The sequence below is a fragment of the Coleofasciculus sp. E1-EBD-02 genome (assembly GCF_040218245.1).
Taxonomy (GTDB): Bacteria; Cyanobacteriota; Cyanobacteriia; order Cyanobacteriales; family Coleofasciculaceae; genus Coleofasciculus.
Genome location: NZ_JAVJQN010000113.1, coordinates 13474 through 27207, shown reverse-complemented (window position 1 = coordinate 27207; position 13734 = coordinate 13474). Strand labels below are relative to the sequence as shown.

At 45.7% G+C, this 13734-nt stretch carries 12 protein-coding genes and 1 tRNA gene; 9 read left to right on the top strand and 4 right to left on the bottom strand.

Features of this window, described 5'->3' with window-relative positions; translation table 11 throughout:
• Nucleotides 1-313 precede the first annotated feature (313 nt).
• Nucleotides 314-387, bottom strand: a tRNA-Pro gene (locus tag RIC07_RS18680).
• Nucleotides 388-458: 71 nt separating this feature from the next.
• Between RIC07_RS18680 and lipA the strand changes: the two genes are divergently transcribed.
• A complete protein-coding gene (gene lipA, locus RIC07_RS18675) occupies nucleotides 459-1337 on the top strand; it encodes a lipoyl synthase (protein ID WP_446395827.1) in 879 nt (292 codons plus the stop codon).
• 404 nt (nucleotides 1338-1741) lie between these two features.
• On the opposite strand, the gene RIC07_RS18670 is transcribed toward lipA, so the two are convergent.
• Together RIC07_RS18670 and RIC07_RS18665 are read right to left on the bottom strand one after the other, a co-directional pair.
• Nucleotides 1742-2041 carry a DUF3593 domain-containing protein gene (locus RIC07_RS18670; RefSeq protein WP_446380859.1) on the bottom strand — a complete coding sequence of 100 codons (300 nt, stop codon included), beginning with the start codon at nucleotides 2039-2041 and terminating at the stop codon, nucleotides 1742-1744.
• A 120-nt stretch (nucleotides 2042-2161) separates the two neighbouring features.
• Nucleotides 2162-2515 carry a DUF2499 domain-containing protein gene (locus RIC07_RS18665; RefSeq protein ID WP_446380860.1) on the bottom strand — a complete coding sequence of 118 codons (354 nt, stop codon included), beginning with the start codon at nucleotides 2513-2515 and terminating at the stop codon, nucleotides 2162-2164.
• Nucleotides 2516-2671: 156 nt separating this feature from the next.
• Here RIC07_RS18665 and RIC07_RS18660 point away from each other — a divergent pair, with 156 nt between their 5' ends.
• From RIC07_RS18660 to RIC07_RS18625, 8 genes are all read left to right on the top strand, one after another.
• On the top strand, nucleotides 2672-4189 hold the full coding sequence (locus RIC07_RS18660) for a DEAD/DEAH box helicase family protein (protein ID WP_446395826.1): 1518 nt from the start codon (nucleotides 2672-2674) through the stop codon (nucleotides 4187-4189).
• Between the two features lie 350 nt (nucleotides 4190-4539).
• Nucleotides 4540-5847: a glycoside hydrolase family 3 N-terminal domain-containing protein gene (locus RIC07_RS18655; protein ID WP_446395825.1), complete on the top strand. Its 1308-nt coding sequence runs from the start codon at nucleotides 4540-4542 to the stop codon at nucleotides 5845-5847.
• 451 nt (nucleotides 5848-6298) lie between these two features.
• The gene (locus tag RIC07_RS18650; RefSeq protein WP_446395824.1) at nucleotides 6299-7774 is read left to right on the top strand and encodes an MFS transporter; all 1476 of its coding nucleotides are present in this window, start codon (nucleotides 6299-6301) and stop codon (nucleotides 7772-7774) included.
• Between the two features lie 245 nt (nucleotides 7775-8019).
• Entirely contained in the window at nucleotides 8020-9627 is a 1608-nt protein-coding gene (locus RIC07_RS18645) for an alanine/glycine:cation symporter family protein (RefSeq protein WP_446395823.1), read from the top strand.
• A 170-nt stretch (nucleotides 9628-9797) separates the two neighbouring features.
• Nucleotides 9798-10223, top strand: a complete 426-nt coding sequence (locus tag RIC07_RS18640) for a universal stress protein (protein WP_044204076.1) — start codon at nucleotides 9798-9800, stop codon at nucleotides 10221-10223.
• 109 nt (nucleotides 10224-10332) lie between these two features.
• Nucleotides 10333-10932 (top strand): DUF3467 domain-containing protein, encoded by a 600-nt coding sequence (locus RIC07_RS18635; RefSeq protein WP_446395822.1) that lies wholly within the window; start codon nucleotides 10333-10335, stop codon nucleotides 10930-10932.
• A 233-nt stretch (nucleotides 10933-11165) separates the two neighbouring features.
• Nucleotides 11166-11846 (top strand): HEAT repeat domain-containing protein, encoded by a 681-nt coding sequence (locus tag RIC07_RS18630; protein ID WP_446376236.1) that lies wholly within the window; start codon nucleotides 11166-11168, stop codon nucleotides 11844-11846.
• 112 nt (nucleotides 11847-11958) lie between these two features.
• Nucleotides 11959-12519 (top strand): phycobiliprotein lyase, encoded by a 561-nt coding sequence (locus RIC07_RS18625; RefSeq protein WP_446376238.1) that lies wholly within the window; start codon nucleotides 11959-11961, stop codon nucleotides 12517-12519.
• 272 nt (nucleotides 12520-12791) lie between these two features.
• Here the strand turns inward: RIC07_RS18625 and RIC07_RS18620 are convergent, their stop codons facing one another.
• Nucleotides 12792-13640: a Uma2 family endonuclease gene (locus RIC07_RS18620; protein ID WP_446395821.1), complete on the bottom strand. Its 849-nt coding sequence runs from the start codon at nucleotides 13638-13640 to the stop codon at nucleotides 12792-12794.
• Between the last annotated feature and the right edge of the window lie 94 nt (nucleotides 13641-13734).

The following is a 13734-nucleotide window of genomic DNA, read 5'->3' as shown; positions in this document are numbered from 1 at the left end:
TTATTTCTCTGTGGGCTAATATCTGAGAGCGATCGCATCAGCACAAAACCGGGAGCCTGTCAGTGAGTAAGGCTTTCAACCCGTTTTAACGGGTTTCAGCTTTTAGCCTGAACTTTAGTTCCAGGCTATGTGATTAATTTTAATAGTGTCGTGCCTAATCGAGATTATACCTTATCTCTCTGTGGGCTAATATCTGAGAGCGATCGCGTCAGCTCAAAATCGGGAGCCTATCAGTGAGTAAGGCTTTCAACCCGTTTTAACGGGTTTTAGCTTTTAGCCGGAACTTTAGTTCCAGGCTTAAATTAACTCAAAATCGGGATGACAGGATTTGAACCTGCGACCCCCTCGTCCCGAACGAGGTGCGCTACCAAGCTGCGCTACATCCCGTAATATCTCATCCATACTACCACAGACTTGCTAGGATTAACACTGGTACTTTCGTGGGAGCATGTTCAGGAGTGGTCGTTAAACCTGAATGGTTAAGAGTCAAAGCACCGCAATGGCAGCGTGTAGGCAACGTTAAGGATATCTTACGGGATTTGGCACTCAATACCGTCTGTGAGGAAGCCTCTTGTCCCAACATCGGCGAGTGCTTCAATGCTGGCACTGCTACCTTTTTAATTATGGGACCTGCCTGTACCCGTGCCTGTCCCTACTGTGATATTGATTTCGAGAAGAAACCTAAACCTCTTGATCCCACAGAACCCACCCGATTAGCGGAAGCGGTAGGGCGACTGAAACTTCAGCATGTGGTGATTACTTCGGTTAATCGGGATGATTTACCTGATGGGGGTGCTTCTCAGTTTGTCAAGTGCATTGAAGCCATTCGTGCTATCTCGCCTCAAACCACCATCGAGGTATTAATTCCCGATTTGTGTGGGAATTGGGATGCCCTAGCGACCATTTTGCAAGCCAAACCTGAAGTCCTCAACCACAACACTGAAACCATCCCCCGACTCTATCGACGAGTACGTCCTCAAGGAGATTATCCGCGATCGCTGGAACTTCTTCAACGTACCCATGAACTCACCCCCTGGATTTACACCAAATCTGGCATCATGGTGGGATTAGGTGAAACAGATGCCGAAGTGCGCCAAGTGATGCAGGATATGCGAGCCGTCAATTGTGATATTCTCACCATTGGGCAATATCTTCAACCTACTCAAAAGCACTTAGGCGTGACTGACTTTATCACTCCAGAACAATTTGATACTTGGCGAGAGTTTGGCGAATCTATCGGCTTTTTACAAGTTGTCTCCTCTCCCCTCACCCGCAGTTCCTATCATGCTGGAGAGGTGAGATCATTAATGCAGCGCTATCCCCGACAAGCGCTGTAGGGTGTAGGGTGTGGGGTGTGGGGTGTAGGGTGTAGGGTGTAGGGTGTGGGGTGTAGGGTGTGGGGTGTAGGGTGTGGGGTGTAGGGAACAATTAAACCCATCTCGCGGCTCAATAAGCAGTCGAACCAAAGAAAACGGTACTGTATTAAGTTTTACAAATCGCCCTCAAACCCTTACTGTTCCCTGTGACACACCGAGCGCAGTCGAGGTGTTCCCTGTTCCCTGATCTCAACCGTTAAGTTTAATTGTGTCCACCTACTTAGTGATTAAGAACTTGGACGCCAGGAAATAAATTTCTTCCCGCCTAAAGTTTAAGTAAGCTAAAGCTTACTCGGTAAATCTTTGAACCCGTTTTAACGGGTTTTAGCTTTTAGCCCGAACTTTAGTTCAGGGCTGACTTTAGTTCAGGGCTGACTGGAGCGTGACTTTTGAATAATCGCTTGGCGAAAACCTAACACGACCAAAATATTAGATAGGGTTAAAAAAAACTCAGCACTCCCATGCAACCAATCCACATTGGCTAATTGTTCCCCAAACGCAACCTTGGCATAAATTCCCGCCGGAATCGTCACTCCCACAAACACCAACAGCGCATAAAATCCAATCAGTGCCAACCGTGGGGTTTGTCCGGAACGAGTTAGAAACCACAAAAAACCTAGGTAAGGGAATAAGGAAACCGCAAATAAAGTATCTTTGGAAATCATCACATTACATTCACAGAACGTAGGGGCGCATAGACGTGCGCCCTTATTAGTTTGTCACCGAATCGGATTGATTTTGCAAAAAATAAAGTCATTTATTGTACCACTGAACGGGTAGTTTAGCTAAACAACATCAACAGGCGTCTTAGATTTTTCCGGTTCGCTGCTATCACTCTGATCAGATTTTCGCGCACAACGCCAAATCCACCAAGCGGCAGCACAAAGGGTAATATTTCCTAATACCGTCATCGAGGCTTGCAGAGTAACCAACCAATCCAAGGATTCAGGATTGTCAAAAAAGTGCCAGGTACAAGCACACATCGCACCGACTAAGGCAGGAAACATGGCACAAGATAATGCCCACCAGTATCGATTGCCTGTAATGTCACCATAACTCCAGATTAACCAGATAGCGGCAATCCATTCGATAACGCTAGAGACGTGAATGATCCACGTTGGAACTGAAAGGGCATGCATAGAGAAAGTTTACTTTAAGCGATCGCACAACCTCAATCATTCTAACCCCCACTGTCGCTCTTTTGCCTTAGCTCTAAAACAGTATGCAGATAGCTGATCGCGCCCTCGACTCTGGCACTATACAATAACTGAGGGGACTTAATACAGAAGAAACGAATGGCGCGTACCCCAAAATTAACTTTTGATCGGGGAACCCTACTCCTCCATCCACCCCCACGGGGTAAAGCCTGGGTGGATTATGCGACGTGGGATGATCGGGTGGAAAAGTTTCGGATTCCAGGGATGCACTATCGCCCCCTGGTGGAAGTGCTGCAAGCCTCTGAGGTTGATTTTATTGATGATGCGAAGGAATTTCTTCCTTTGGAGTTGGTTTCCAGCTTTGAGATGGAACCCTATCCCCATCAACAGGAAGCCTTATTAGCCTGGAAATTAGCAGGGCGTCGCGGGGTGGTGGTATTACCTACCGCCGCCGGAAAAACCTATCTGGCTCAACTGGCGATGCAATCGACGCCTCGCAGTACGTTAATTGTTGTACCCACCTTGGATTTAATGCATCAATGGTACGCCCAGTTAGAAGCCGCGTTTCCGGATGTGGAAGTTGGATTATTAGGCGGAGGTTCGCGCGATCGCACGCCAATCCTGATCGCTACTTATGATAGCGCTACGATTCACGCCGAATCCCTGGGAAATCAATACGGGTTGTTAATTTTTGACGAATGTCACCATTTACCCACTGACTTTTATCGAGCAGTTGCTGAATACGCGATCGCACCTTACCGACTCGGACTTACGGCTACCCCGGAGCGTACTGATGGGCGTCATAATGACTTAGATGGTTTAATCGGTCAACAGGTCTATCGCAAAAGCCCGGATGACTTGGCTGGGTTAGCCTTGGCGGAACATAAGGTGGTGCAGATTAAAGTTAAACTATCACACCAGGAGCGCGATCGCTACGATGCTTGTCTGAAACTGCGGAATGATTTTTTAAGAGAGTCGAATATTTACCTAAGTAGTTTAGACGGATGGCAACGGTTTGTGCAAGCCAGTGCGGGTTCTCAACAAGGGCGTCGCGCTATGTTAGCGCATCGGGAATCTAAGGAAATTGCTTTAGGAACGGAAGGAAAATTACGAGTATTAGCCGATTTAGTCGCGAAACATTATCCGGAACGGATCTTGGTATTCACGAATGATAATGCAACAGTTTATCGGATTTCCCAAGAATTGCTGATTCCTGCGATTACCCACCACACTCCCGTCAAAGAACGTCACGAGATTCTCCAACGATTTCGCGAGGGAGACTATAAAATATTGGTCGCTTCCCATGTTTTAAATGAAGGCGTTGATGTTCCTGATGCACGAGTGGCGATTATTTTATCGGGAACAGGTTCAGAACGGGAATATGTGCAGCGATTAGGGCGAGTGTTACGCAAGGGAACGGATCAGAATAAGTTGGCGATATTGTATGAAGTTGTTGCAGAAAATACCAGTGAAGAGGGAACATCGCAACGGCGACGCGGTTCCAGTGGAAAAGGCAAAGCTAAACCCAAACCTAAACCCAAGGAACTGGAGAAGCCGAAACATCGACAGTTGGAAATTTTACCTTCTCAACCTTACGAAGTGAAACCTTCTCAGTCGCCGAGAGCCGCCGAGAAACCTGGTAAATATGACGTATGATAGAGGTTCGTAGTTGCGCTTTAGTGCTATAAAAGCCACATCGCTTACTATAAGTTCCATTCAGATTAAGTCCGTTTTTAACGCAGAGGGACGCAGAGGTTAGCGCAGAGGTTCGCAGAGGGAGTTTTAGGAAAAAATTTAACCTTTTATAGGATTTGAGAAATAACTGGAAACGATATAAGTACCTGGACATAAATTCTGTCCCCTATACTAAGAAACCTTAAGAAGCTTCAAACTATTACTGTTGCCTGTTACCTAATCTCCACCATTAAGTTTAATGAAAATCCGACTACTTACTTTACTCTGTCCTGTTCCTTTAACTATGAGCAATGACTGTGTTAATTAAACTTTTGATAAAACTCGTAAAACTGGGTTTGGCTGTCAGTTTAGTGTTTCCGGCAGTTTATTTTAGAACGCCATGGCTGGCAAGTTTAAGGGATTGGGCATTTGGTTTGGTGTTTATCCTCAGTTTAGGATTAATCGTTTCGGAAATTTCAGGCTGGACGAGAAATTCAAGCCAAAGACACGTTATTCTCAGCGTTTTGATTTTAGCGATCGCGTCATTCAGTTTTTCTTTGGCGGTGACGACGGAAGTTAAGTTCCAGTTGACTAAACAAGCGATTCTCAATCGAGAAGCAAGCAAACTGGAAACTCTGGGTCAGCATTTTATCGTGGGTTATCGTAATCTTGAGGAGGTAAAAACTCTGGTTGAAAAAGGCGCGATCGCGGGTGTCTTTATCACTAGACGAAATATCCAGAATAAAACCCTAGACGAAATTAACCAAGAAATCCAATCCTTACAGACTATTCGCGCCAATCAGGGGTTATCACCCTTGTGGATAGCCACGGATCAAGAAGGCGGTATTGTCTCGCGATTATCTCCCCCTTTAACTCGATTACCCCCCTTATCATCAATTATTAAAGATGAAAAAGATATCGATAGCGCCAAAGAAGACGTTATCCGCTATGCTAGTATTCATGGCAAAGAATTGTCGAAAATTGGTATTAATTTAAACTTTGCCCCAGTCGTGGATTTAAATTATGGGGTTATCAGTTCTGAAGATAAGTATTCTAAAATTTATCTGAGAGCCATATCCGCCGATAAAGATATTGTGGCTAAGGTGGCATTATGGTATTGCCAAACCCTAGCCGACTATGGCGTAACCTGTACCATTAAACATTTCCCTGGATTGGGACGAGTGGATACGGATACCCATCTTGAGGATGCTCAATTGAAAACGTCGGTAGCGGAATTAACCCAAGCAGACTGGGTGCCATTTCGGGAAGTCATGAGCAAAACAAATGCCTTTACCATGTTGGGACACGCTCAATTAATTGCCGTTGATCCTGACCATCCTGTCTCGTTTTCTCAACAAGTTGTTACAGACATTATTAGAGACAAATGGCAGCATAATGGCATTCTGATTACAGATGATTTTAGTATGCATGCGGTTTATAGCAGTCAAGATGGGTTAGAGGCGGCTACGGTAAAAGCCATTAACGCTGGAGTTGATTTAATCTTGATGGCTTACGATACCGATTTGTATTACAACGCGATGAATGCTTTGCTTCAGGCTGAATCGGCTAATCGTTTAGATATTACCGTTTTGAAAAGTAGTAATACAAGACTCAAGCAAGCGATCAGGAAAATATTATGAATTATGAATAAATAAGAAACGGTGAGGCGTAAATTAATAAGAAATGGCAACATTGGCAACATTTCCTGATCGCCTAAAATTATTTATGTATTGATAAATATATCAAACGCATCCTTCAGTTGACCCTCAGCGACAACAAGAACATCGGTTCTGCAAAGGCGCTGAGGTTTTTTATATGCATTTAAAATGGTGGAATAGGTTGTAGGTTGGGTTGACGCCAGAAAATAAACACCTGAAAGACACTTGTAGAGGTGATCCGCCTGCATCAATTAACACCTGTCGCCCACTCACTTTGATCGGGTGTCCTCTCCTGAAACCGTTGGGTCAGTAGAACAAATAGGGTAACTGGTACGTCCATGATATGGAGGAATACGTTAGTGAAAAATACTCATGATTCGTCAAACTGAATAAGTTGTGTTAAATTTACGTGTTTAAGCAAGAAAAAACAGCAATGAGTAATCCCGCTCCATCAGAGTCTTCAGTTCCACCAAAACCAGCCCAACCAGAAAAACTTAATCTTTCCACGAAAATGGCTTACGGGGCGGGTGATATGGGGGCGGGGATTACGGCTACCCTATTAGCCTTCTCCTTTCTAATTTTCCTCACTAATGTAGCTGGATTAAGTCCAGGGTTAGCCAGTACGGTGCTGTTAATTGGCAAAATCTGGGATGCGATTAATGATCCCATTGTCGGACTATTAAGCGATCGCACTCGGTTCCGTTGGGGACGACGCCATACCTGGATGATTCTATCCGGTATTCCTTTTGGTGTGTTCTTTTTCCTGCAATGGGTTGTACCCCCGATCAATCAGTCGGCGCTGTTTTGGTATTACGTGATTGTTAGTATTTTATTTAACATGGCGTTTACAGGTGTCAATTTGCCCTATACCGCATTGACGCCAGAACTGACTCAAGATTACAACGAACGTACCAGCTTGAATAGTTTTCGCTTTGCCTTCTCCATTGGTGGGAGTATTCTCTCCCTAGCATTGGGTCAATTTATCTTTAAAGCTATTCCCAATGATCAAACACAATATCTAGTATTAGGACTCATCTGTACAATTCTGTCTGTTCTACCCGCCTATTGGTGCGTGTGGGGAACCACAGATCCAACGGCGGCGGGGGAACGGCGATCGCAGCAAACGGTGGAGGAGAGTAATGAAGCAGAAATCCCTTTTTTAGAACAGCTAAAAATTGCCTTTAGCAATCGTCCTTTTCTGTATGTCATCGGGATTTATCTGTTTTCTTGGTTAGCCTTTCAGTTAACAGCGGCGATTATTCCCTATTATTTGGTTAACTGGATGGGTCAAGAGTCCTATTTTACCGCCGCCTTAGTGGTTCAATGTGTAGCCTTAGTGATGCTTTTTGTCTGGAATTTGGTGAGTCAGCGCGTCGGGAAGCGGGCTGTTTATTTTATGGGAATGAGTGCCTGGATTGTCGCCCAAGGCGGATTATTCTTTTTACCACGGGATCAGGTGGGATTAATGTATCTCCTCTTTGTCATGGCAGGGTTTGGCATTGCCATTGCCTATCTTATCCCTTGGTCAATGTTACCCGATGTGATTGAATTAGATGAACTAAATACGGGTCAACGGCGCGAGGGAATATTCTATTCGTTTATGGTACTCCTGCAAAAAATGGGATTAGCGTTGGGGTTGTTTCTCGTGGGACAAGCGCTAGATTTTTCGGGGTTTTTGAGTAGTGAACCGGGTCAACCGATACCGGAACAACCTGCTTCAGCGTTGCTGGCGATTCGGTTAGTTGTTGGTCCATTGCCTACCGTCTTCTTACTTTGTGGATTAATTTTGGCATACTTCTATCCCATCACTCGCGAAATTCATGCAGAAATTCTGTTACAGCTTCAGGAACGCAAGTCAGGTATTGATGATACTGATACTTCTACTAACGAAGGTTTAGAACTTGAGTGACGCTGTAACTAAAATTGGTATTTGTCACCTCCTTTATCCTTTAGCTGCTATTCTCCACACCCCACACCCCACACCCCACACCCCACATCCCACACCCCACACTCCACATCCCACAACCCCAGTCCAGTGATAGACCGAAAGTTGTTTATTTATCGTTCAAGTCGTGATCATTTTGCTATAATCTTCCTCTAATTCGCCTGGGTGGAATAACCCGATCAATATCACGTTGGCAATCAAATTTACAGATGACATACCCTAGAAAACAGCCAATTTCCCCGATGCAGCTTAAACGTCAACGACGGGGACAGCTAGCGGCGTTATTGCTAGCCACTTTGTTGCTGCTCTTTTTTCCCGTTAGAGTTCTTGCTCAAGATACTGAAACCTCTGAGGGTTTCCTGAATGCGATCGACAGTGTATTCTCGGCAATCGTCGCGGTCCTGTTTAAGTTTCTCTTCTACGACATCGGTGGTTTTCCGCTGATTGTACTGTGGTTGATTGTGGCAGGTATTTTCTTTACGCTTCGCTTGGGCTTTATCAATCTCCGTGCCTTTAAACATGCAATTGATGTGGTAAGGGGTAGGTATGATGACCCAGAGGAAGAGGGACAAGTCTCCCATTTTCAGGCGTTGGCGACGGCGTTGTCGGGAACGGTGGGATTAGGCAACATTGCTGGCGTGGCTGTGGCAATCCAGGAGGGAGGTCCAGGCGCTATGTTTTGGCTGACACTGGCGGCTTTTCTGGGTATGACAACTAAGTTAGTCGAATGTACCCTGGGACTCAAATATCGCATCGAACGACCCGATGGTACAGTCGCTGGGGGACCGGCTTATATGCTCTCACGGGGGTTAACCAAGATGGGGTTGGGTCCTCTGGGAAAAGGATTAGGAATTATTTTTTCCGTGCTGGCGATTTTTGGTTCAATGGGCGGCGCGAATATGTTCCAGTCTAACCAAGCTGCCATCGCCTTTGTGGGTACATTTCCGGGGATGCAGGGATGGATCGTCGGTCTGGTTTTGGCAGTGTTAACCGCGATTGTCATTATTGGTGGGATTGAGCGAATTGCTTCGACAACGGGGTTGCTGGTGCCCGCAATGGCGGTGATTTATATCTTGGGGTGTCTGTGGATTGTGGTGGTGAATTTGCCCCAAGTTCCTGCCGCGATCGCTACAATTATTAGCCAAGCTTTTGTCCCAGAAGCCCTTGAAGGCGGTATTGAAGGCGGTATTATTATCGTTATCGTGCAAGGGGTGCGGCGCAGTGCTTTCTCCAATGAAGCGGGAATTGGTTCAGCCGCGATCGCGCACTCGGCGGCTCGGACTGATGAACCAGTGCGGGAAGGAATTGTCGCCCTCTTGGAACCGTTTATTGATACAATCATCATCTGCAACATGACTGGAATCATGATTGTCCTAACGGGTGTCTATCAAGATACCGGTGAAGCGATCGATGGTTCTCAGATGACACTGAATGCCTTTGCTACAGTTAGTACCTGGTTTCCGGTGGTTCTCACAATCGCGATTTTCTTGTTTGCCTTCTCCACAATTATTTCTTGGAGTTATTACGGCGAGATTTCCTGGCAATATCTCTTTGGTCAACGCACCATTATCATCTATAAGCTGATTTTTGTCGCCTGTGTGTTTATTGGTGCCGTTGTTACTCCTGGTGCGGTGATTGATTTTAGCGATTTAACCCTGCTGATGATGGCACTTCCCAACTTAATTGGTGCTTATTTTCTCTCCAATGAGGTGGCGGGAGACATCAGCAATTATATGGAGCGGCTGCGTTCGGGGCAAATGCCAACTTATGCAGAAAAGCTCGCCACTCTGGGAGATTCCCACCAAACTGGAAACTAATGCCTCCCAACAAATTTTGAGTTTTTTCAGTTGTAGGGGCGGGTTTCACTATTCTGGTTTCTTGTCATCCAGATGTCACTAAACCCGCCCTGGCTTCAGAGAAAAATTCAGAATCTCATGGTAATCGCTTCCATTCACACAAGCTACACGGAAATGAACAATTAATAATTATGAGCTGGCTAAAAAAGAACGATGTGCTTGTACCGACTGATTTCTCGGATATATCCTTTACAGCACTGGCTCCGGCTTTAGAGTTTGTCGAGGACATATCTCATTTGCATGTCATCCACGTTCTACTGCCTCTGAGTGCAGTCGATCCCGGTACAATATGGAAAACGGTTACCTCAGAATCTCGACAAAACAACGCTCAATCTTTTCTGAAAAACAAGCTGAGTGAACTGGGGTATGTAGGAGTACAGCATCAGGTTTCGATTGGAACTCCTAGTCATGAAATTGTGGACTATGCCAAAGAAAAAGGAATTGAATTAATTGTTATGCCTACCCACGGACACACAGGTGTCAAGCGGGTTTTGATGGGTTCTGTCGCTGAACAAGTGGTGCGGCTGTCTCCTTGTCCGGTGTTGTTACTCCGTTGAGGGGTAGAAGGATAATCGGGTAGAAGTACTAACTCTCACGATCGCATGGGGGGCATCTCTGATGCTAGGCTGTAATTGACCAAATTCTAGTTATATTGGGGAAAAAGTTATGTCCAGAGTGAAAGTACAGTTTAAGTCTCATCAGAGTTGCCATCCCAATTATGCTAATGTGGCTACAGTTAATCCTATGGATGATGATATAGTTATTGATTTTGGATTTATTGACCCTCTTAATGTCAGAGATTTAAGAAAAGCTTCCAAAGAAGAAATTGTGGTTGACTGTCAACCTATAGCTCGTTTGATTGTTAGTCCAACGCTAGCTAAACAGCTAATCGCTGATTTACAAGAAGCGTTAAATCTTGTTAATAAAACTGGTGCAGATATAGAGTCTATAGATCAGCAAGAGAAACCTTCTGTGTACCCCGATCTGGAGGTTGTTGAATACATGGAGCATCAGAGTCAGCTTTTTGAAGAGAAAAGACAAGAGTTGTTGACTCAGTATGGGGGTATGTATGTAATCTTTGAAGATGGACAGGTTCTGGATGCAGATAAAGACGAAGCAGTTTTAGTAAAGCGAGCTTACGCAAAAACTGAACCAAGACACCTGTTTATCAAAAAGGTTCTTGCTGAAGAGCCTAAGCTAACCGTTAACATTCCATCTCTGAGACGGGGCGGGTTTAGTTACATCTGGGTGCAACCGAACAGATAGTCGTGAAAGTGAACCCCTACACACGTACCAGGTTCCCTCGCTTCAACGCTTCTGGCATCATACCAAATCCGGGGAACGCTACCCCCGTTATAACTAAGTCCGCGCAGACGGACGCAAGGCAAGTGTAGCAGCGATTTCAATCGTTTCCTCTTGCATGGGGTAATCTCATCCTGCGCTTCCTTGTGCAATTTTCTATAATGTATGTAACATTTCTTAACGATAAGGGGAAGCGGATGGATTATCCTAACTTAGCGCAAATTTCAGATCAGCTAGATAGTGCCAACTCCCGCGATCGCATGGTGGCGTTAGCTCACCTCCGTAACGTGCCAGCAGAGGAGGCTGTGCCTTTAATCAAGAAGGTTTTAGATGATCCAAGTTTACAAGTGCGATCGATGGCTGTCTTTGCCTTAGGGGTAAAACAGACAGACGAATGCTACCCCATTTTGGTGAAATTACTCGAAACTGACCCCGATTATGGCATTCGCGCTGATGCTGCTGGAGCCTTAGGATATCTAGAAGATGCCAGAGCCTTTGAATCCTTGGTACGGACATTCTATGAAGATACACAATGGTTAGTCCGGTTCAGCGCGGCTGTCGCATTGGGCAATATTAAAGATCCCCGCGCCCGTCAAGTTCTCACTCAGGCACTGGATAGTGAAGAAATCGTGGTGCAACAGGCGGCTATCTCCGCATTGGGTGAAATTAAAGCCATCGAAGCCGTGGACGATATCCTGCGCTTTGCCCAATCTCCTGATTGGTTAGTGCGCCAACGATTAGCCGAAGCCCTGGGGAACCTACCCACGGACAAAAGCCAGTCGGCGTTAAAATTCTTGGCAAAAGACAGCCATTCCCAAGTTGCCCAAGCTGCATCTATCTCCCTGAACCGCCTGCAAGAGGCGACAAAGCCAGCCTAAACCTCTGCCCATGGCTTTACTGGAAGTCATGAACAATCAATAATGAACCATAAACAAGCCAGGAGAACGATAAAATCAATTAAAGCTTTGTTAACGTGAAACGTCTGACTTCATGGATATAAAAGAATTTTTTGAGCAGAGTGCTGGTCGATGGTTTTCGCAGCGTACCAGTCACCATCTGGCATTTAAGCAAGCTGAAAATGGTAAATCTGATATTACGATTGAAATGATCGCGGCTGATGCGCCAGAAGTGGTTCAGCTATGCCAACAGTATGAGGTTGATCCAGATTCAGCGATCTGTGGTGCCAGAGTGACGTGGGATGGCACAATGGACTGGGATGAAGAAAAGCATCAAGGTTCAACGGTGCTGGTGCCAGTTGCTGACCCCGATAAGCCCAATGAAGGGAAGCTATTGCGGGAAATGGGCTATGCGGAGAAAGCCCCGGTAGCGGGTCGCTATATTATGGGAGATGATCAGGCGCTGACCTTAATTACCGACTACGAAACCATGTATTCTGAGGAGCGTTTGTGGTTTGCCAGTCCTAACTTACGGCTACGGACGAGCATTTTGAAGCGATTTGGCGGCTTTAGCATGGCGTCTATGTCTTCAGAAATTCGCATGGGTGTAACTAAACCCCCGCAAGAATCACAAGATGCGGCGGCGAAGAGTTAATCGAGGAATAAGTGTTGTGGTGGGGGTAGGGAGCAGGGGGAGCAGGGGGAGCAGGGGGAGCTGAGGGAGTTCAGCCCTTTGTCTTTATTGTTCAGCTCTCTCACTTCCTGTTAGGAGAAGCCTAGAACTAAAGTTCTGGCTAAAAGCTTAAACCCGTTAAAACGGGTTCACCTTTGTTTAACTAAACCCGCCCCGACGCAGGTTTCTAGTGCGGGTGACGGGAATAATTGAGCAGCTTTTTATATTTATATACAGTGAAGCTGGGGGAGATGTTAGCTGTTGGTGTTATTTCTGCTTTCTTGTACTAGGGAGTTAACCTGCTCAATCGGTAAACCTAAGGCTTCTGCTATTTGATTGGCGGTTAATCCCATAGCGAATAATTTGGGAATAGCTTCTCTTCGGGCTTGTTCGGCTTGTTCAGCCCGTTGTCTTTCTTGTTCGGCTCTCTCACTTCCAGTTAGGAGCAAATTACCCTCACTATCCCACCAGCGCAACCAAATTTGAGTTTGATTTTGATAGGTTCCTGGGAGTAATCCCAATTCTATACCTAAAGGTTCAATGGGATAATGGTTTCGTTGGTTCGGGTTCATCGGGCGGTAGGAACCATTAACGAAGTGATAAACCTCTAAGTGGTTCGTCTTGATTTCAAAAATACCATAGTAAGGAATCCGGAGAATCTGCTCATAAACCCAAAACTTACCCGGTTTCGTTTTTTCTCCTTGGGATGAGCGGGATAAGGGTGTGGCATCGCGCTCTTCGGAACCATCGCCACTGGCAAATTCTAAAGCAATCATTGGCGCGATAAATTCGTGCCAAATTACATAAGAACGGCGAATTTGACCGTCTATTTTGGGGGGAACATTGGGGACATAAAACCAATCGGGAGCTTCTGCTCCTTTTTCCGGCGGTTTTGTTTGTCGCCAGTAGATGCCACAATCTTGTCCAATGGCATATTGTCCATCGGGATGAATTCTTTCGAGAATGGGTCCGAGGGAGTCGGTGAGAATAAGGCTTTGGGGATGCTCCTGAAAATTCTTCGCGAATTCGCCATCTGATTCGGGGAGTTGGGTATGATCCGGGAACGGAGGAGGTAGAACATTGGGTTCTAGGCTCTGGGTCATCGAAAATTGGGTTGGTAAGGGGACGAATGGAAACCCCTGCCATTTATGTATGGGGAGGAATTCGTTTCCTTACATAAATAGCAGTCCGACAGGA

Bases quoted from the DNA above. Each gene is read 5' to 3' on its own strand.
- RIC07_RS18670 (WP_446380859.1), bottom strand. From the start codon at position 2,041: ATGATTTCCAAAGATACTTTATTTGCGGTTTCCTTATTCCCTTACCTA.
- RIC07_RS18665 (WP_446380860.1), bottom strand. From the start codon at position 2,515: ATGCATGCCCTTTCAGTTCCAACGTGGATCATTCACGTCTCTAGCGTT.
- RIC07_RS18660 (WP_446395826.1), top strand. From the start codon at position 2,672: ATGGCGCGTACCCCAAAATTAACTTTTGATCGGGGAACCCTACTCCTC.
- RIC07_RS18650 (WP_446395824.1), top strand. From the start codon at position 6,299: ATGAGTAATCCCGCTCCATCAGAGTCTTCAGTTCCACCAAAACCAGCC.
- RIC07_RS18645 (WP_446395823.1), top strand. From the start codon at position 8,020: ATGACATACCCTAGAAAACAGCCAATTTCCCCGATGCAGCTTAAACGT.
- RIC07_RS18640 (WP_044204076.1), top strand. From the start codon at position 9,798: ATGAGCTGGCTAAAAAAGAACGATGTGCTTGTACCGACTGATTTCTCG.
- RIC07_RS18635 (WP_446395822.1), top strand. From the start codon at position 10,333: ATGTCCAGAGTGAAAGTACAGTTTAAGTCTCATCAGAGTTGCCATCCC.
- RIC07_RS18630 (WP_446376236.1), top strand. From the start codon at position 11,166: ATGGATTATCCTAACTTAGCGCAAATTTCAGATCAGCTAGATAGTGCC.
- RIC07_RS18625 (WP_446376238.1), top strand. From the start codon at position 11,959: ATGGATATAAAAGAATTTTTTGAGCAGAGTGCTGGTCGATGGTTTTCG.
- RIC07_RS18620 (WP_446395821.1), bottom strand. From the start codon at position 13,640: ATGACCCAGAGCCTAGAACCCAATGTTCTACCTCCTCCGTTCCCGGAT.